15 protein-coding genes are annotated in these 19,531 nt (G+C 39.3%); 6 read left to right on the plus strand and 9 right to left on the minus strand.

Features of this window, described 5'->3' with window-relative positions; all coding sequences use genetic code 11:
- Positions 1 to 211 precede the first annotated feature (211 nt).
- From D0T56_RS14170 to D0T56_RS14185, 4 genes are all read left to right on the plus strand, one after another.
- Positions 212 to 1,543 carry a DKNYY domain-containing protein gene (locus D0T56_RS14170; protein WP_163320818.1) on the plus strand — a complete coding sequence of 444 codons (1,332 nt, stop codon included), beginning with the start codon at positions 212 to 214 and terminating at the stop codon, positions 1,541 to 1,543.
- A 217-nt stretch (positions 1,544 to 1,760) separates the two neighbouring features.
- A complete protein-coding gene (locus tag D0T56_RS14175; RefSeq protein WP_163320819.1) occupies positions 1,761 to 2,300 on the plus strand; it encodes an NUDIX domain-containing protein in 540 nt (179 codons plus the stop codon).
- The gene (locus D0T56_RS14180; RefSeq protein ID WP_163320820.1) at positions 2,287 to 3,174 is read left to right on the plus strand and encodes a hypothetical protein; all 888 of its coding nucleotides are present in this window, start codon (positions 2,287 to 2,289) and stop codon (positions 3,172 to 3,174) included. Before D0T56_RS14175 ends, D0T56_RS14180 begins: the two co-directional genes overlap by 14 nt.
- 92 nt (positions 3,175 to 3,266) lie before the next feature.
- Positions 3,267 to 3,902, plus strand: a complete 636-nt coding sequence (locus D0T56_RS14185) for a chloramphenicol acetyltransferase (protein ID WP_163320821.1) — start codon at positions 3,267 to 3,269, stop codon at positions 3,900 to 3,902.
- Between the two features lie 95 nt (positions 3,903 to 3,997).
- Here the strand turns inward: D0T56_RS14185 and xylE are convergent, their stop codons facing one another.
- From xylE to D0T56_RS14225, 8 genes are all read right to left on the minus strand, one after another.
- Entirely contained in the window at positions 3,998 to 5,389 is a 1,392-nt protein-coding gene (gene xylE, locus D0T56_RS14190; RefSeq protein ID WP_163320822.1) for a D-xylose transporter XylE, read from the minus strand.
- 129 nt (positions 5,390 to 5,518) lie between these two features.
- Positions 5,519 to 6,835, minus strand: a complete 1,317-nt coding sequence (xylA, locus tag D0T56_RS14195) for a xylose isomerase (RefSeq protein ID WP_163320823.1) — start codon at positions 6,833 to 6,835, stop codon at positions 5,519 to 5,521.
- A 351-nt stretch (positions 6,836 to 7,186) separates the two neighbouring features.
- Positions 7,187 to 8,662, minus strand: a complete 1,476-nt coding sequence (locus tag D0T56_RS14200; protein WP_163320824.1) for a xylulokinase — start codon at positions 8,660 to 8,662, stop codon at positions 7,187 to 7,189.
- A gap of 9 nt (positions 8,663 to 8,671) precedes the next feature.
- On the minus strand, positions 8,672 to 9,382 hold the full coding sequence (locus D0T56_RS14205; RefSeq protein WP_163320825.1) for an NUDIX domain-containing protein: 711 nt from the start codon (positions 9,380 to 9,382) through the stop codon (positions 8,672 to 8,674).
- 465 nt (positions 9,383 to 9,847) lie between these two features.
- Positions 9,848 to 11,104: a DNA recombination protein RmuC gene (locus D0T56_RS14210; RefSeq protein WP_163320826.1), complete on the minus strand. Its 1,257-nt coding sequence runs from the start codon at positions 11,102 to 11,104 to the stop codon at positions 9,848 to 9,850.
- A 301-nt stretch (positions 11,105 to 11,405) separates the two neighbouring features.
- The gene (locus D0T56_RS14215; RefSeq protein ID WP_163320827.1) at positions 11,406 to 12,134 is read right to left on the minus strand and encodes a hypothetical protein; all 729 of its coding nucleotides are present in this window, start codon (positions 12,132 to 12,134) and stop codon (positions 11,406 to 11,408) included.
- Positions 12,135 to 12,147: 13 nt separating this feature from the next.
- Complete coding sequence (locus tag D0T56_RS14220; RefSeq protein WP_163320828.1) at positions 12,148 to 12,846, minus strand: hypothetical protein; 699 nt, start codon at positions 12,844 to 12,846, stop codon at positions 12,148 to 12,150.
- A gap of 26 nt (positions 12,847 to 12,872) precedes the next feature.
- On the minus strand, positions 12,873 to 13,574 hold the full coding sequence (locus D0T56_RS14225; RefSeq protein WP_163320829.1) for a hypothetical protein: 702 nt from the start codon (positions 13,572 to 13,574) through the stop codon (positions 12,873 to 12,875).
- An 882-nt stretch (positions 13,575 to 14,456) separates the two neighbouring features.
- Between D0T56_RS14225 and D0T56_RS14230 the strand changes: the two genes are divergently transcribed.
- Positions 14,457 to 15,293, plus strand: coding sequence for a helix-turn-helix domain-containing protein (locus D0T56_RS14230; protein WP_163320830.1), 837 nt, complete (start codon positions 14,457 to 14,459; stop codon positions 15,291 to 15,293).
- Positions 15,294 to 15,516: 223 nt separating this feature from the next.
- Positions 15,517 to 18,246 (plus strand): putative LPS assembly protein LptD, encoded by a 2,730-nt coding sequence (locus D0T56_RS14235; protein WP_163320831.1) that lies wholly within the window; start codon positions 15,517 to 15,519, stop codon positions 18,244 to 18,246.
- Positions 18,247 to 18,646: 400 nt separating this feature from the next.
- Here the strand turns inward: D0T56_RS14235 and D0T56_RS14240 are convergent, their stop codons facing one another.
- Entirely contained in the window at positions 18,647 to 19,276 is a 630-nt protein-coding gene (locus tag D0T56_RS14240; protein ID WP_163320832.1) for a DUF4919 domain-containing protein, read from the minus strand.
- Positions 19,277 to 19,531 lie beyond the last annotated feature (255 nt).

Below are 19,531 nucleotides of genomic sequence, written 5' to 3' on the forward strand. Positions count from 1 at the left end.
CAGGGAACACTTTTCTTTTTTTCTTTGTATAGAAACCGTCTAGACTTTTTCGTTTTATTCAATTTTGTCATCCTGAGAGTATCGAAGGATCTGTTTTTTAGATGTTTCACTACGTTCAACATGACAAAAACTCAAAAATTAAGTATAATTTAAAAAGTCTAGATGACTTCATAGAATATAAGATGGCACAAACCAAACTACCTCTAAATAAATGAACCGGAATAGAAAAATTCTTATCATCATCATTGGAATATTAATAGCATTTGTTCCGATGATAGCTCTGTTTATAGTATTGGAAATCCCTAAGAAGCCTTACCGGGAAATGGAGAAAAGCAGCCGTTATTTTATGTATGAGAATGAGGTGTATTTCCTTGACAACAGGCACAAAAAGATTAGGGGAGCAGACATTGAGTCGTTTGTTATTTTGGAAAACAGGGCGAAACGCATAGGATTGTACGATCACAGGGTAGGTGCAAAAGATAAGAATCATGTTTATTTTGAAAATAAAGTGATTGAGGGTCTTGATCCATCTTCGGTGGAATATATCGGGCGTAAGTATTTTAAGGATAAGAACAGTGTGTATTTCGAAACTCAAAAGATAGAGAGGGCAGACCCAAATACATTCAACCTGATTGCCATAAACTATTATTATGCGTCCGACAAATCGCATCTCTACTATGAAGGGAAATTATTAGAAGGTGCCGATTTAAATACAATAGCACCCGTATTTTACAGAAATGAAGACCGAAAAAATGAGTTGTACCTGAAAGATAAAAGCCGTGTCTATTTTAGAGGAAAGGTATTGCCAAAAGCCAATCCCGAAACATTTTTCAGTATCCGGCTCGAATCGAACCAGTGGGATATAGAGTATGGAACTGATGGAATATATTACTATTTTGAGGATGAACTTGTAAGTGAAGATAAGATCACAATGCTTGTTGCAGACCGTGGATTCAGTAATCACGAAATATTTTATGAGGGCAAACAGCTTTATTATTATGATATAAAAGATAGAGAGTTGAAACCCTTTTTCAAAAGGAAAACCGATTCGCCCATTGAAGAAATCGCACGGGGATTGTACCGGGATAGCGAGCATGTTTATTTTCTGTCGGAACAATGGGATTGGGGTAATGGCAGAAAGAATAGGGCACTTAAAGGCAAACGGACAAAAATGATCCGTTTAGAAGATGTGAATCCCGTGGAATTCAGGTATGTGAAAGAGTTTAAGTATAAGGAGAAACGTGGAGGAGAAAGGCGGGGTAGTATTTATGAAGCCGGAGGAAAGGAATATTATCACCCTGATTATCCGCAATTTGAAGCAGAAAGAAAAGGAGGGATTGCCTATTCCTTATATAGATTTGAGAGTGGCAGCATGAGCGACTTGTCAACAAAAGACTCGGAAGAAATTTATACGAGAGTTAGCAATACATCGCTCTACTGGACAGTGTTTGTTGGGGCTCTTATCATTATCGGGATTTTATTAAAGGTTGGAGGTCAAAAAAAGATGACTGATTTTTTCGAGAAAAAAGGATATAAGAAATAACCCGTAGTGCATTTTAGACTTTGATGTTAACTCATTTGTTATAAGATTTATATCCGTTTTGTCATTTCTTCTTGTCGCTTATCTGCGCTGTGTGGGTATCCCGTCAATCAGCCAAATGTCACGTTGTTTGTTGTCAGGCGTAAGCCATTTGTAACTCGTTTACTCGTAACTTGTAACTGAAGAACAATATGTGTACTTTTGACGGAAAAAAATAGAAATGAGTTGTCAAGAAGAGGTATTTCCCTTGGTAGATGAGGCGGGTAATGTGATAGGGCAGGCAACCCGAAGCGAATGTCATCGAGGGTCGATGTTGCTGCATCCGGTCATACATCTGCATGTTTTCAACAGTCGGGGCGATTTATTCCTGCAAAAACGATCGGCAGCAAAGGATATTCAGCCCAATCTGTGGGATTCGTCGGTAGGCGGGCATATTGATTTGGGAGAAACTCCTTACGATGCGGCAATACGTGAAGCGGGAGAGGAAATCGGCTTGCAGGGGATAGCACCCATTTACATAACCAAACATATTATCACAACGGATGTGGAACGGGAATTGACTTACTGTTTTTATGCAGAATATGACAAGAGTTTCCAGATCGACAACGAGGAAGTTTCGGATGGCCGTTTTTGGACAATGGACGAAATAGAAAAAAACATGGGAAAAGGAATGTTTACGTATAACTTTGAATTAGATTTCGGGTTGTTTCTGAAAGACGGATTCAGTAAATTAAAGATGAAATATCATGGCGCAATTTAAATTGGTAAAAGGAAGCGGAACGGTTCGCACTCACGACCTGAATACATTGAGGGAGGCTATTTTTGAACTGGTGGATGAATCGGACAGCTTTATCGTATTGGAGCCAAAGAAACCTATATCCGATAGCATCTACTTGCAGGCGGTTCATCAGGAAGGAATATATATTGCCGAAATCAGGTTTGTGTATGGTTCGGAAGATAATTACAAACATTACAGTAAATCGTTCACTACCAAGGAAGAACTGCTGGAAGTATTCGCCCAATATTACGAGGAAGAGAAAGTTCCGGATATAAGAACATGGCACGATGATACGGTTTCGTTTTCGGAAGAGTCGGACGAAGATATGGTGAAGTTATACAAACCGGTTGACGGAGAAATGAAATATTTTGAAGTCTGGCTAACTGATACAGGACTGACTATCCACACGGGCGTTCTGGGAGATACCGGTAAGACAGAAGATTTTTCGTATAAAAAAGATAGTGAATTGTCGCCCAGAAAAGCAATGGCAAAATTTGTATTCGATCAGAAAGAGAGAGGTTATGCCGAAATTGAAGACCTTGAGGAACTAGTTGTTCAATATTCATACTCAGACAATGACGATCAGAATAAAATGTTGGATAAGCGAAATAAAGTAGAAGACATTTTGAACGATTGTCTGGGCTGGACGGGCAACGGACATTGCGATGGGGGAGATATCGGTTCCGGCACAATGAACCTGTTTTGTTATGTGGTGGATAAGGATATTGCCGCTCAATCTATATTAGAAGTGTTAAAGGAAGAAAATCTGATGGAAGGAATGAAATTGGCATATCTGGATGAAAAGGAGGAGTTTAAACTTATTTATCCCAAGGAAGGAAACTTCTCGATAATATAAAAAATAGGCATGCTGTTTTCAAATTCAAAATTATAACACAGAGTGCACAGATACAAGAAGACGCTTAGTGATAAATTTTCAAAAACATTATTATGAAACACAAAATAGACAAACAGAACTGGAATAGAATAGAGCACTTTGAGTTTTTCAGAAAATTTGAAGACCCTAATCACGGTATTGTTACTAATATAGATTGCACCACTGCATATAAAAATGCTAAGGATTTGGGCGAATCGTTCTATTATTACTATCTCCACAAGATAATGAAAGCCGTAAATTCTTTGGAAGAATTCAGGTACAGGATTGAGGAAGACGATGTTTTTTGCTACGATACCATTCATTGCGAAGCCACTGTGGGACGGGATGACCACACCTTCGGATTTTCATTTTTTCCCTACAATATTCACAGGGATGCCTTCACGCAACTTGCCGAAGAAGAAACCGTAAGGGTGAAAAATTCGAAAGGACTTTTACTCGATAATAATGCCGCCAGAATTGACGTGATTCATTTTTCTGCTGTTCCGTGGTTTAGTTTCACAGACTTGAAACATGCCCGAAACATATTCGGGAACAAAGGTGTGCCTAAAATTTCGACAGGAAAAACCTTCATATCCGACGGGAAATTGCTGATGCCAATGCAGATAGAAGTTCATCACGGACTGATAGATGGCTGGCATTTAGGACAATTGATTAGTAAAATCCAAGAGTTGTTTGATGAGGCAATCTAAATAAAAAGATCAGGGTTATCCGGTTCGACCCCGATAACCCTGTCTTCAAAATAGGAGGAGCTGTTAGTCCACCTACCAATAGCTAGTAACTTATTCTATTTCTTCCAAACGTTTTCCATTTCTTCCAGAGTCTTGCCTTTAGTTTCAGGAACCATTTTCCAGACAAACAATGCCGAAAGCACAGCCATCAATCCGTAGAAACCATAAGTCATGCCTCCACTGAATTCCATCATTGCCGGATAGGTAGACGAAATGAAATAGTTGGCGGCCCACTGCGCAGCAACGGCAATTGCAACCGCTTGCCCACGAATTTTGTTAGGAAATATTTCTGAAATCAATACCCAGCAGATCGGTCCCCACGACATCATGAACGATGCAGTATAAATGATAATGAATACAAGGGTGCTGATGCCGATAATGTTATTGAACGCAAGTATGGATACGGCAAACATACCGATAGCCATCCCTATTGAACCCGTGATGAGCAAAGGCTTACGCCCCCATTTGTCTACCGTAAGTATGGCTATGACGGTAAATATCACATTCACCAATCCCATCACAATGGTTTGCAACATGGATGCGTCTTTTGCTGCTCCCATACTTTCAAATATGCGGGGTGCATAATATAGGGCAACGTTGATTCCTACAAACTGCTGGAATACAGACAGTAATATCCCTACCACTATAACCAATTTTCCGTATGAAAAAAGTTTTGCTTTGATAGCATTTCCTTTAACCGTAGCTTTTATCTCTTCAAGTATTTCCGTAGCTTTTTCTTTCGTTCCGTTTATTTTCTCTAAAACATTCAAGGCTTTATCGTCCTGATGTGTAAGTGCCAGATAACGGGGAGTTTCGGGCACAAACAGCACTAACAATCCGAATATGGCAGCAGGAATGGCCTCAGATGCAAACATATAACGCCATCCTATGCTATTTATCCATTCTATTGACTGCCCGTTTGCAATGCCCCAGTTTACGAAATATACCACCAACATACCAAATATGATAGCAAATTGGTTGAAGGAGACAAGTCTGCCCCGCATATTTGCCGGAGCAATTTCGCCGATATACATTGGACAAACGGCAGAAGCAAGTCCTACACCTATTCCGCCTATTATTCGATAGAAGTTGAATGTTAATAACAAAGCCATAGAAGCCTCCCCTTCCGTAAAGAACAGTGTTTCGGGAAACCCGGATCCTAAAGCTGAAAGGAAGAAAAGTATAGCGGCAAGCAACAACGATTTTTTACGTCCCAGCCTGTTTGAAAGGAAACCTGAAATTGCTCCACCAATAATACATCCTATCAATGCACTGGAAACTGTGGCTCCGTGTACGAAAGAACTAAGATTGAGAGAATCAATCAGATATGCTTGTATAGATTTTTCTGCTCCTGAAATAACCGCCGTGTCGTATCCGAAAAGTAATCCTCCCAGAGTGGCGACAAGGGTTATAGCAAAAAGATAAGATTTGTTTGTTTCGTTTTTCATTGGTAATTTTTAGTTACGAGTTACGAGTAAACAAGTTACGAGCTCTTGTCATGCTGAGTGCAAGGAAGCATCTAAAAAAAAGATCCTTCCCTTTGGTCAGGATGACAAAGAGTAACTTGTAACTATTTATTAAATATACATATTCACGATAGCCTCGTAGAGCTCTTGTTTTCCGCTTGTTTGAGTAGGTTCACCTTTTGTTTTCGCATAAGCAACCACATCTTCAAGAGAAAGTTTCCCTTCTTCAAATTCTTTACCTTTACCTCCGTCGAAAGAAGCATAACGGTCTTTCAGCATTTGCTGATATGGAGATTCTTCCAATATTGCAGCTGCGGTTTCCAATGCACGGGCAAAAGTGTCCATACCCGAAATGTGAGCAATGAATATGTCTTCCAGGTCGGTTGAGTTACGACGGGTTTTCGCATCGAAGTTTGTTCCTCCGCCTTGCAAGCCTCCACCTTTCAGTATAACCAACATGGCTTGAGTCAGTTCGTTAACATCAACAGGGAATTGGTCTGTATCCCATCCGTTTTGGTAGTCACCACGATTCGCGTCGATAGAACCTAACATTCCTGCGTCAACAGCACATTGCAGTTCATGTTCAAAAGTATGTCCGGCTAATGTTGCGTGGTTTACCTCAATATTCACTTTGAAATCTTTATCCAAACCGTGAGCACGCAAGAATCCGATCACGGTTTCCGTGTCTACATCGTATTGATGTTTAGTCGGTTCCATTGGTTTCGGTTCGATAAGGAAATTACCTTTAAACCCTTTCGAACGTGCATAGTCACGAGCCATTTTAAGCATAGTGGCAAGGTGCTCTTTTTCACGTTTCATGTCAGTATTCAAGAGGCTCATATATCCTTCACGGCCTCCCCAGAATACGTAGTTTTCTCCGCCTAGTTCGATAGTTGCGTCAATAGCATTCTTGATTTGTACGATAGCACGCGCAACCACATCAAAATCAGGGTTTGTGGATGCTCCGTTCATGTAGCGTTTGTGTCCGAATACATTTGCAGTACCCCACAACAATTTGATTCCTGTCTCTGCTTGTTTTTGTTTAGCGTAAGCAACAATAGCTTTCAGGTTAGCTTCATATTCTTCTATTGAATTTCCTTCGTCAATCAAATCCACATCGTGGAAACAATAGTATTCGATACCTATTTTTTGCATAAACTCAAAACCTGCGTCAAGACGTTGCTTTGCTATTTCAAGTGCAGAGCTTCCTTCCGCCCAAGGGAATGTTTTTGTGCCTCCACCAAATGGGTCGCCACCTTCGGCGCAAAGTGTGTGCCACCATGCCATTGAGAATTTGAACCAGTCTTTCATCTTACGTCCGTATACCATTTTTTCAGGATCGTAATAACGAAACGCCATCGGGTTTTTACTTTCTTTTCCTTCGAATTTGATTTTCCCTACTGTTGGGAAATAAGTTTTTGTTGACATAATTTCTTTATTTTTTAAATGTTTGAATATGTTTTATTGTATATTAATGCGAATCTGTATTTGAAAAGTATTGGTTTAATTTCGATAATAACAATTGTAGGGGCGAATAAACATTCGCCCTGATATTCGGGCGTAAAATTTTACACCCCTACTTTCGGGCAGACCAGAAGCCTGCTCCTACAACAATACTCTATTTGATTGTAGGGGTGGGGTTTTACTCCACCCGTATATTCGTCGAATATAAAAGAACACTTTTCAACTATTGATCGGCTTGATTAATTCTTTTGTCATTTTGAGTGAAACGAAAAATCTGCTTCGGATCCTTCACTTCGTTCAGGATGACAATATTCTTCATTTAAGAAGGTTTTTCCACCTGTTATATGCTTCTCTGTACTGTTCCGTTTTGTCTTTTTCAGGCTCAACAACTGCAAGTTTTTCTAGCGAGCCAAATGCTTCATCGTTCGAAGCATAGATACCAACACCCATACCTGCGCCTTTTGCAGCTCCTGCTGCTCCGTCCGTGTTGAAGAGTTCGATAGTTGCACCGCTTACACTAGCCAAAGTTTGAGCAAATAGCGGGCTTAAGAACATATTTGCATATCCGGCACGGATAAGGTGTATATCCATACCCATTTCTTTCATTACTTCCATGCCATATTCATAGGAGAATACAATCCCTTCCTGAGCAGCACGAAGCAAATCGGCTTTCGTATGAACGTTGAAGTTTATTCCGTGAATAGAACAATTCACTTCTTTATTTTCCAATACACGTTCTGCTCCATTTCCGAATGGGATAATAGAAATACCGTTTGATCCGATGGTGGATTGTGCAGCTAGTTTGTTCATATCATTATACGATAATCCTTCCAATGCTAGGTTACGTTTCAGCCATGAGTTCAGAATACCTGTTCCATTGATGCAAAGCAACACACCCAAACGGGTTAATTCGTCTGTATAGTTAACGTGAGCAAAGGTATTTACCCGTGATAGCTTGTCATAATTTACAGTGTCCAGCACCCCATATACCACTCCCGATGTTCCTGCCGTAGAAGCTATTTCTCCCGGATTGAAGACATTTAAAGACAGTGCATTATTCGGCTGATCTCCTGCACGATATGTTACGGGTGTTCCTTCTTTCAGTCCAAGCTCTTTTGCTGCACTCGCCGAGACTTCGCCCTGATTACCGAAGATTGGTTTTATCGGAGGAAAGAAACTTTTTGGAATGCCATAGTAATTCAGAACATCTTCCGACAGGCTTTTCGTTTTGAAATCCCAGAAAATACCTTCCGACAAACCTTCGACAGTCATTACGATTTCGTCAGTTAGTTTCATTCCGATATAATCGCCGGGGAGCATCAATTTATCAATATTTTCATAGATATGAGGCTCATTTTCTTTCACCCAAGCCAGTTTCGATGCAGTGAAGTTACCGGGAGAATTGAGCAGATGAGACAGACATTTTTCTTCACCAATAGCTTCGAATGCCTTTTCGCCATAAGGAACGGCACGGCTATCGCACCAAATAATGGATGGGCGAAGCACATTCTTATCTTTGTCAACCAGCACCAAACCGTGCATTTGCCAGGTGATACCAATGGCTTTTATATCTTCAGCTTTTACTTTTGACTGAGTCATAACCGACTGATGAGCCATTTTCAGGTTCTCCCACCAATCGGCAGGGTCTTGTTCTGCCCAACCGGGTTTCACGGCTGTTATCTTCATCTCTTCTTTCGGATAAAAATCCGAAGCAACGATCTTTCCGCTGTTTGCATCCACCAAACATACTTTGACGGAAGAACTGCCTATGTCGTATCCTAATAAGTACATGTTTTCAGGTTATATATTTGTTTTTATTTTATTGAATATCTTTTTGTCGAACTTGTAGTAACGAGCTGCCCTATGCGGTACATTCTTCTGCATTTCGTTCAGTTGAACAACGTAGGGCATAGTCGCTATTTTTTTATGGAAATTTCTTATATCTATCTTTTTATTATGGATAGCCTCATATAGTTTATGAAGTTGGCTTATCGTAAACTTGGTTGGCAACAACTCGAACACGATAGATGAGTCATATTCTATCCATCGCCTTATTTCTCCCAGCGATTCTTCAACTATCTGATTATGGTCGAAAGGCATTTTGGGTATATCTTTAATCGGAACCCATCCCGATTTCTTATACTTGGAAACATTATTCAGTTTACGGCTAATTTTGCACAAAGACAAGTAAGCCACGGTTATCAATCTATTGATATCAGGTTGATATTCTACGTTCAGCCATTTTACATCTTCCGGTTTACTCGCCCTGTCGGGGGATGCAAAACAGCGAAACTGTCTCAGTGCCATTTTCTTGATTCCGGTAAGTTCGAACAATACCCTGTTGGCTGCGTCGTCCACGTTTTCCTCGTCATATATCAGGCTACCCGGAAGTTTGAGGTCTTTAAGGTTTCCTTCATTTTGCTGTACCAACAAAATGTTCAACTGCTCGTCGTCAAAGCCGAAAACAACACAGTCTACGGAAACGTAGGTATGGATAAAACGAGTCCTCATAGAAAATTTAGTTTAGGTATTTTCTGCTAATATATTACTTTCTTGGATGCAGTGCAAGTGTATTTGCATAATTTGTATTTACATGCGATTGATATTCAGTGTATTATATTCTGTGTAGAATACAATAAGTATAATGATGCTTATTGTCCAGAATACATAATAGAATGAAGTGAAAGGGTAAATAAAAGCCTATCGCTTTCGTTTATAGTAATACAATAAGAGGGAATGGCTTGGGTATGTAAAATTTTTGTTTTTTTATCATTCTCGGATAATCGGCGGAGACTAAATTGCGGATATCTTATAAAAAAGAAAAGGTTGTCGTCCCGACAACCCCAATCTCAAATTGTTAACCTTAAATCTAATACCATGAAAAACACAGTACAAATGTACACTATTTCATGTTATAAAACATAATATTTCGATTTTATTTATAATTCATTAACCTATGTTAATTATGCAAGTTTCCTAATCTGTATCAGGTAATTCTTTTTGCGACTTGATTCCCAGTTCTTTAAGCATCTCAGCCTGACGAATGAGATTTCCGCTTCCCGTACTAAGCTGAGAGTATGCTTTCTCGTAACTTCGCTGGGTTTTCTCGATGCTTTTACCCACATCCTGAAGAGTTTCCACAAATCCGGCAAACTTGTCATATAATTTAGCACCTCGTTCTGCAATTTCCTGAGCATTACGACTTTGATACTCCCGTTTCCACAAATCGGACACAACTTTCAGTGAAGCAATAAGATTGGTAGGACTGATAAGCAAAATTCGCTTTTTATATGCATAATCCCAAATAGACGAGTCGAGTTGCATAGCCAAAATATAGGCAGGCTCGTTTGGTACAAACATCATCACAAAATCGAGTGAGTCGATATAATCTTGATATGATTTCACACTCAATTCGTCGATATGCCTTTTCATGGACATTATATGTTCTTTCTCGGCTACCAGCTTTTCCTCATCCGATTTTGCCTCAACATATCGGACATAGCCGTTGAGGGAAACCTTTGAGTCTATAACTATCTTTCGTCCTCCCGGATAAGACACAATCACATCCGGTTGCATGTATTTGTTATGTTCGTTTTTCAGCCTTTCGCCATCCGAATTGGTTATAAAATCCTGAATATAATATTCTTCGCCTTTTTTCAAACCCGATTTCTCTAATATCGATTCCAGAATCATCTCGCCCCAATTTCCTTGTATTTTGTTATTGCCTTTCAGCGCTTTGGTCAGATTGTTGGCATCTTCACTGATCTGGTTATTCAGGGCAACAAGCTCTTTTATCCTTTCTTCCAATGAGAACCGTTGTTTCGATTCCTTATCGTATGTTTCTTCTACCTTGGTTTTAAATTCCGATAGCTTTTCGTTCAATGGTTTAAGGATAGCCTCCATATTATTTTTGTTGACATCCGTAAAGCGGAGGGTTTTCTCCTCCAATATCTGGTTGGCTAAAACCTGAAAGTCTTTGTTCAACTGCTCTCTGGTATTGGCCAATTCTGCTTGCTGCGACTTCAACAACTCTTCTTTTGCCGACAGAGTAGCTTCTAGTTCGGCTATTGCTTTTATATTTTCGAGTTCTTTGTTTTGCAACGAGCCCACTTCGTCGCGCAACGCCTGATTTTCTTTTTTCAAGTCTTTCATCTGGCTTGCTGCATTTTTTTGCAACCAAAAAATTACGAAGCAAACAATAAGAAATGATATGCCGATTATAAGATATTCCATTCTAGTTTATCCTTTTAAATTTTGAGAAAAATAATATTGCCTTGCGAATTTAGCCATAGTTTTTCAAAAGGGAAAATCCGGAGTTTATTTTTACTTTGTCCTACAAAAACAAAGGACACGAATTACTTATGAATTCATGTCCTTGTTACATTAAATTTATATTCTTATTCGGTAAGCATAAAAGCTGCTATTGAATTTTATAATATCATAACTCTTAAATTATGATAATCCCCATTAAATGAAGAATGAAAAGTTGGAAAATCTCTTATAACTTTTAACTCAAGACTTTTAACCAGATAAGTTATCCACCAAACGGAATGGCCCACATACGCCCTTCTCCCGAATAGGGTAACGATTGTGTTGCATCCAGTTGCGTTGATCTTGCCCACATATAATATGTAGTTGTGGTAGAAAGATTTACAAAATAAACAACCGAAGTAGGGAGATAAGTATAAATGAAACCACTTCCACTCATCCCTCGTCTGTTGTGAACAACATCATCCCTAACAATTGATACTGATGATGTGGACAGATCCCAAAGAATACTTGCGTAGGGTACTGTAAGGTTTCGGTAGGTTGCGATAAATGTAATCTGCCAACTTCCGGCAGGCAGGGTTATGGATACTCCCATATAAGTAGGATTTTTTGTGATGCTTGTTCCTGTGAGGATGGAGTGCACACTTTGAACTCCCGTTTGATTCGAATATATAGGAAGCGTACGCGGAGCATCTGCCCACTTGGCATTCCCGTTGGCATCGCAAAGCAGAACACGTTCGTTTTGTTGGTTTCCATCAACTAAGCGAAAAGTCCCTGCCACATGAAGCGTAGTATCAGGCTTAACTGTCCCAATCCCGAGATGTCCTTTATCCGTAACCACAACATCATCCGTTGTTATATTACTTGCGTCCGTATCTTTATTTGTGTCAATATGTAATAGAGCCTTAGGCGATTCGGTATGCACACCTACTTGTGCATTTACCGTAAAAGCAATTAATAGGCCTGATATGATTGTTAAAATTTGTAGTTTCATTATATTTTATTTTTTATTGTGGAATTGCCCATATACGGCCTAATCCCGAATAAGTTAAAGTTCGAACTGCATTGCCCCATAAATAATATGTCGTTGTAGTAGTTGGAGTTACGAAATAAGATGCCATAACATAAGCATCCGTGCCCGGAACAGCATTATTGCTGAGAATTCTTCCCACCCTATCACAGCTTGTTGCGCTTGTACTTAAGTCCCACCAAATGGAAACACTTATTTCGGAGTTATTTCTAAAAGCACTTGTCATGATTACCTGCCAGTTTCCTGCAGGTAAAGTTATATTTACTCCTACATATTGAAAACCGATGCCTCCTATTAGTTGAAGGCCTGTAAGCGCCGCATTGGCATCATTTCCATAAATAACAGAACTTATAGTTTTGGGTTTCCAGTGTCCTAATCCATCATTGTCAGATGTTAACACATAATTGGCATTTTGAGTACCATCAGCTATTTTCATATCACCAACAATATGCAAATTGGCGGTAGGAGATAAAACCCCGATCCCGACACGCCCATTTTCACGAATAATGATATCATCACCCGAATTTGTTCCATCCGGGAGTGTATTGCCTTTAGGGTCAATATGTACTACACCTTGTGGCATTTCTGTATTTATTCCTACCTGTGCATTTGCATAAATACCAACAAGCAATATTGTAAGAATAGAAAATAGTTTCTTTTTTATATATCCGGTCATATCTATATATTTATTTATTTTGATTTTTAGTCTATTGACATCCCCCATATACGTGCTTCTCCTGTATAATCAGCTGTCACTCCACTGGTTGTATTTCCCCACATGTAGTAGGTTGTTTCTGTGCTGTGTTGAACCAGATATATGGCATTTACTGTGGAATAACGACCAATATTTCCAGTTGAATTATTCGCGGCATAGCTAATTGAACGTGAAGATCCACCACCGGTGTTAGTTGTTGAGGATGTGCTTAGGTCCCATATAATATTGTATGGTGTAGTTGTTTTACCTGCATTATAGGTACCTATAAAAGTTATTTGCCAAATGCCTGCCGGTAACGTAATGCTTACTCCCGCATATTTGGATGTTGAAGTTAGATCTGGTGTTAATGACGTTAAATCGCCAACTATCGTTCTCCTTGCTTTTTGAATCACCCAATCTGCATTTCCATCAGCATCAGATTGTAGGACATACCCCGATTTCTGATTTCCATTTACATATTTGAATGATCCATTGTTGATTTCTAAAGTGTTGGATGGCGAAACAGTGCCTACCCCCATATTTCCGTCTGATGTCACCACCACATCATCTGCGACATTTGTGTTACCATTTGTGTCTCTTTTCCCGTCGATGTGGAAGATACCCTGAGGGTTTTCGGTGTTCACTCCCACCTGTGCTTTTAGAGCCGTAACGGCTAAAAAAATCAATAAAATTAAACTGCTCTTTTTCATAAGTTTTTAATGTTGTTTGTTGTGTTGTTTTTATAAATAATATCAATCGGTTGTTTTTAATCGACCTGTTTTTTACTGCCGCGTCTCCTGCAGAGACTTGCCTTCGTTCATTTTGTCTTGACACAAAACGAACCAAAAAGTCAAGGCTTAGCTTCTCGGCGACCCGTTACAAGCTTACAGGCTAAATTGAAAAAACTCGCTTCGCTCAAACAGCTTTCAATTTTACGCCTTATTTCGCTTAACGTGTTCCCGCCTACGAAGCAGATGCCGTTCTACCTGACGGGCGCAAACTCCTCCTTTGTTCTCTGGGGTTTGTAACCCCGGAGTTATTATTTCCCGGATTTAAAATCCGGATAGCAGCCAAGCATGGGATTGCAAATCCCATGCGACGACAGGATGGGAGGGGGTAGTTTGTAGGGGCAGGGCTCTGCTCTGCCCGATAGTAGGGGCGTAAAATCTTACGCCCGATATATTCCCTGACAAATGCAATTTGCCCTACATTTTTTTATTTAAAAAAATCGAAAAAAGAACGCCTTGATCATAATTTGCCTCACTTCCGCTTCAATCCAATTGAAAATCGGCAATAGTGTTAAATATCTGATTGCCTGACTGTTTCCCATCTGTCACTGACTAAGTGACGGAGGAGCGATAATTGACATGCTATTACGTTTATTATCAATTGATTATAAAAACGGAGATTCCAATATGTGAAACATCGGTTAAACAGGCAGAAATAGTTTCTATTTATACAGATGATTATCTTGCTTTAAACATTTAGTAAACAACAGCTTATTAGTTCAGACGGAAAAATGGTTTTGAAAAAATCTGTAATACATTAGTTAAACACGCACTAATACAAACACTTAAACAAACATAAAAAAGATGAAGGATAATGATAAGAATGAAAGTGCTTTGATACGATTCCTCAATTTTGAGAAAGGTTCCGATTGGGAAACGAAAGAGGGTGAAAGCAGAATTATTGTAGTAACGAAAGGTCGGTTGGGTATATCTTCCAACATGCAAAATTCGTTGACGGTATCCGAATCGAGACTGTTTTTCCTGCCTGCGGGAGATCATTTATCTGCCAGAGTGTTGGAGAAAAGTTCGGTGATTGTAATAAATTTGATTGATTCCGTCCATCTTGAAACTATGAATATCAGTAGTATATGTGAACAAAAGCCGGACATATCCTGCCTGAGAATGGATAGCGTGCTACACGCCTATGTCCGTTCGCTTCAAATGTATGAAGAAAGCGGCATAAGTAGTGAGGTCCTCTACACTTTGAAAATCAGGGAATTAATTTGCATTTTGAAGATGTCGTACTCGAATGAAGAGCTGACCGATTTCTTCCGCTCTCATCTGTCTAACGATTTTCATTTCTCGGAGCAAGTGCGTAAATTGTCTCAAAACACATTAAATGTGAGATTGTTAGCAGAAAAGATGAATTACAGCTATTCGGGATTCAACAAGCGGTTTCGCAAGACGTTTGGCATGTCGGCTTATTCGTGGCTCCGTCAGCGAAGAACTAACACGGTATATTATGAAATCTATTACACGAACAAAACCCTGAAACAAATATCGACGGATCACAAATTTGCGACGCTTTCTCATTTCAACGAATTTTGCCACAAAAATCTGGGCAAAGCTCCCTCCGAAATCCGACGGAAAAGAAGACAGGAAAGTAGCCATAAAAAAGAACCTCTGTCACTTAGTCAGTGACAGAGGCAGGCTGTAAATCATTATCTTAAGCTACAAAGATAGGAAAAAATTCTAAAAAAGAAGTATAGTGATACATTAAAAAAGATTGGCACTTTTTGTCCGATAAATTCACACTATTTTCCGAAATCTACATACTTTAATTCATATTTTTATATTTTTTGCATTTCGGTCTTTATTTAATGCTTAGATTTGCAGTTCAAAACGTAAGACACATTGTCTGTTAATGAGGAGATATCATTATAGCATATTTTTTGTAGTATTTGTTTTTCTACTCCCGTTTGTTGCTGCCTTTTCTTCCGCTTCGGGAAGCAGCAATCTAATGGCTCTATTCGACGATTCCTTACAGACAAGAATGCCCGATTCCATATCGGTTATCGACTCCATACCTTCGGACAGTATTCCCACAGATAGCATACAAAAGAAAAAAGACGGGCTTGATGCGCCTGTCAGCTATTCGGCAAAAGACTCTATCGTGTTCACGTCGGGCAATTGGGGATATTTGTACGGAGAAGGAAATGTTACTTATCAGTCGATCGACCTAAAATCGGAAAACATAAAAATGAGCATGGATAGCAGCATTGTCACAGCTATTTACGGCATTGACACGGCAGGCGTGGAATTTGGCTATCCTGTTTTTTCCGACGGATCGCAGTCGGTAGAAGCAAAGACAATGAGATATAACTTCAAAACGAAAAAAGGATATTCAACCAACTCCATCACCGAACAAGGCGAAGGATATATAAACGCCGAAAGAGCTAAACGCAACGAAGACGGTTCTTTTTTCATTACCGACGGAAAATATACCACTTGCGACGATCACGAGCATCCGCACTTTTACATTATGCTGACAAAAGCAAAAGTTCGCCCTAAAAAGGATGTTGTAACAGGGCCCGCTTATTTGGTTATTGAAGACCTCCCTCTGAAAATGATAGGACTTCCGTTCGGTTTTTTCCCTTTCACCAACAAATATTCGTCGGGTGTTATAATGCCTTCATACGCAGACGAATTAGACCGTGGATTTGCCCTTCGTGATGGAGGATATTATTTTGCCATCAACGATTATGTAGACTTGGCCGTGACAGGTGAAATATGGACTAAGGGAACTTGGGGATTGAGCGCTAAATCGACCTACAAAAAAAGATATAAATATACAGGTTCGTTCAATGCAACGTATCTAAGTACAAAACACGAAACGGACGACCCGGCAAACGATTACAGATCGAAAGACTTTACCGTCAACTGGTCGCACAGTCAAGACCCAAAGGCAAACATGTATCGTACCTTGTCTGCCAGTGTGAGTTTCAGAACCAACAGTTACGACAAAAACCAATTGGACAACCAATATAATGTAACGGATGGATCTACCAGTTCTACGGTAAACCTTACTCAACGTTTCCCTAACTCTCCCTTTAGCTTGTCTGCTTCCATGAGCATCAACCAATCTACAAGGGACTCGTCAATAGCTGTTACCCTGCCGAATATGACAATGACCTTGTCTCGCATCTATCCCTTTAAACGCAAAAACGTGGTGGGAGATGAAAAATGGTACGAAAAAATATCCATGAGTTATTCCGGCGATTTCAGAAACAGCATCAGAACCAAGGAAGACCGGTTTTTCAAATCGAGCCTGCAAAAAGATTGGCAGAAAGCAATGAAACACTCGGTTCCTGTGAGTGCCTCATTCACTGTTTTTAATTATCTGAACATCACACCATCGTTTACTTACAACGAAAGATGGTATACAAGCGGAGTGAAACAAATGTGGAACGGAAGCAGCCACGTAGCTGCCGATACAACCTACAATTTCAAGCGAATTTTTGATTATAACTTTGCCTTGAGCCTCCAGACAAAACTTTATGGTTTCTACGAACCGCTATTCAATCTGTTTGGTATAAAACGTATAAGGCATGTGTTCACGCCAAGTATTTCCATCAGCGGAAACCCCGACTTTAGCGACCCAAGATATGGTTTCTACGAAAAATATTACTACATCGACAAATATGGCGATAGGCAAGAGCACAAATACTCTCCCTGGTCGAATGGCATTTTCGGAGGCCCGAATTCGGGTAAATCGGGAAATATAAGTTTCAACTTTCAGAACAACATTGAAGCGAAAGTGAAAAACTCGAACGACTCGCTCGTTACAAAAAGCATTGTTGATAATCTGGGAATATCTTTCTACTACAACATGATGGCAGAAAAATATAAATGGAGCGACATATCAACCAACCTGCGCCTGAAACTGTCGAAATCAATGACAGTGAACCTCAACGCCACTTTTGACCCGTATGTATATGGTGTTGATAAGAACGGAAATCCCGAAAAGAAAGATCAATTGCGTATCAACAAATACGGAACAATAGGAAGATTGAAAAGTACGGGATACTCAATATCTCCCAGCATAAATCAGGATACTTTCAGTAAATGGTTTGGGAAGAATAAAGATAAGGATAAAAAAGATGATGATCCATTGGCAGACGAAGATGAAAACCTCGACGATACGGAAACAGGAGAAGACAAATCCCGTCAAAGTTTACTGACCAAAAAGGCTGACAATAACGAGTATGATGCGGATGGATATATCATAAACAGTATAAAATGGAGTTTATCGGCAAATTATTCCATGAATTACGGTTATGGTAAATTTGATACTGAAAAGATGGAATTTAAAGGCAGATTCACGCACAGCCTCGGTATCAATGGAGCTATACAACCAACCAAAAACTGGAATTTCAGTTTCAATACGACATACGATTTCGATCAAAAGAAATTTGCTTATATGAGCTGCAATATTTCCCGCAATTTGCACTGTTGGAGCCTTTCGGGAAGCTTTATACCAATGGGGCCTTACAAGTCTTATTTTGTTACCCTGCGTGTAAATTCGACCATGCTTCAAGACCTGAAATACGAACAACGCAACCGTGCTTCAAGCTACGACCCTCAGTGGTATTAAAATACTACATCCCGTTAATTATACCAATCAGTATTTGAGTTTATTATAACAAAAACGTTGGTTTTTATTGTACAATAGTCTTCCTAGTAGGGGCGTAAGATTTTACGCCCTCATGTCAACGATATCGGGCGAAATATTTTTCGCCCCTACTTTCGGGCAGACTAGAAGCCTGCCCCTACAAACCCACGAGGGTGTCCCAAAAGTAAGATTACACTATCAAAGTGTTACTGATTTTGTCATTGAGTCGCCTTCGCTCCTCGAACGTTGTTTCTGAGTGCAACGAAGAATCTGTACTTTCTAAAAACAGATCCTTCACTTTGTTCAGGATGACAAAAAGACATTGAAATTTACTTTTGGGACACCCTCTTAGGGAGAAGTGTATCTCAACTACTGATTCCCGTTAATTCTTTTCTTCTATAATTTCCTGTTGGCGAATGAGTTTCCGTGAAATATCGAAATACATTCCACTTGCTTTGTAGTATTCGCTGCCATCTATTTCAAAATAGTCGCAATAACCTTTCAATGCCTGGCTATGCACCTTCGGTATATTAAAATAAGTGGATATGATGTTATATTCGTCCGAAATATATATCACTTTGAAGGCAGTTTCCGCAGTCAGTCCGTCGCCGCTATACACAATAGCATTTCTTATTCCCCTGTATCTTTGCTGATACTTTCGCCATTCCTGTTCCGGTTTTCCCTGTTTGAAAAGGGCGTAGCTTATTTGAAGATTTGCATTTAAACTTACCGGATTTTTAGCAAGAATCCGGTCACATTCTTCAATTATTTTCTGAAAATCTTCCGTTCTTGCCAATTGATTCAGGCGGGTTTCGTCAGGCATATTTTTTATATAATCGTCTTGAAAAGAAAATCCATAATAAACAATGGCATATTCCATCATGGTGAATGTGCTATCAAAATCGTTATACTTTTTCAATAAAGCAGGATAGAAAAAGTCATTTTCGGGATCAGATATAATTTCTTTTATTTCGGCATAATCAATATCTAATATTTCTTCTTGTGAGTTCATTGTCAGAAATATACAACTAAATAAAATTAAGCAAATAAGTTTTTTCATTATCTTTAAAGTTATATCAGACATGTGTGTTTGCGTCGGAAGTAAAATTATAATTTTTTACTAAATACAAAACCTACAAAATTGTTAATTCTGTAGGTTTCTCTGTTTTTATAAAATGAAGACAACACGACTTCAATTTATTGAAGTCATCTAGACTTTTTAAATTATACTTAATTTTTGAGTTTTTGTCATGTTGAACGTAGTGAA

Source organism: Dysgonomonas sp. 520 (genome assembly GCF_010501095.1).
Classification (GTDB): domain Bacteria; phylum Bacteroidota; class Bacteroidia; order Bacteroidales; family Dysgonomonadaceae; genus QVMP01.

Bases quoted from the DNA above. Each gene is read 5' to 3' on its own strand.
- D0T56_RS14235 (WP_163320831.1), top strand. From the start codon at position 15,517: ATGAGGAGATATCATTATAGCATATTTTTTGTAGTATTTGTTTTTCTA.
- D0T56_RS14210 (WP_163320826.1), bottom strand. From the start codon at position 11,104: ATGGAATATCTTATAATCGGCATATCATTTCTTATTGTTTGCTTCGTA.
- D0T56_RS14175 (WP_163320819.1), top strand. From the start codon at position 1,761: ATGAGTTGTCAAGAAGAGGTATTTCCCTTGGTAGATGAGGCGGGTAAT.
- D0T56_RS14180 (WP_163320820.1), top strand. From the start codon at position 2,287: ATGGCGCAATTTAAATTGGTAAAAGGAAGCGGAACGGTTCGCACTCAC.
- D0T56_RS14205 (WP_163320825.1), bottom strand. From the start codon at position 9,382: ATGAGGACTCGTTTTATCCATACCTACGTTTCCGTAGACTGTGTTGTT.
- xylA (WP_163320823.1), bottom strand. From the start codon at position 6,835: ATGTCAACAAAAACTTATTTCCCAACAGTAGGGAAAATCAAATTCGAA.
- D0T56_RS14225 (WP_163320829.1), bottom strand. From the start codon at position 13,574: ATGAAAAAGAGCAGTTTAATTTTATTGATTTTTTTAGCCGTTACGGCT.
- D0T56_RS14215 (WP_163320827.1), bottom strand. From the start codon at position 12,134: ATGAAACTACAAATTTTAACAATCATATCAGGCCTATTAATTGCTTTT.
- D0T56_RS14220 (WP_163320828.1), bottom strand. From the start codon at position 12,846: ATGACCGGATATATAAAAAAGAAACTATTTTCTATTCTTACAATATTG.
- D0T56_RS14170 (WP_163320818.1), top strand. From the start codon at position 212: ATGAACCGGAATAGAAAAATTCTTATCATCATCATTGGAATATTAATA.
- xylE (WP_163320822.1), bottom strand. From the start codon at position 5,389: ATGAAAAACGAAACAAACAAATCTTATCTTTTTGCTATAACCCTTGTC.
- D0T56_RS14185 (WP_163320821.1), top strand. From the start codon at position 3,267: ATGAAACACAAAATAGACAAACAGAACTGGAATAGAATAGAGCACTTT.
- D0T56_RS14230 (WP_163320830.1), top strand. From the start codon at position 14,457: ATGAAGGATAATGATAAGAATGAAAGTGCTTTGATACGATTCCTCAAT.
- D0T56_RS14200 (WP_163320824.1), bottom strand. From the start codon at position 8,662: ATGTACTTATTAGGATACGACATAGGCAGTTCTTCCGTCAAAGTATGT.
- D0T56_RS14240 (WP_163320832.1), bottom strand. From the start codon at position 19,276: ATGAACTCACAAGAAGAAATATTAGATATTGATTATGCCGAAATAAAA.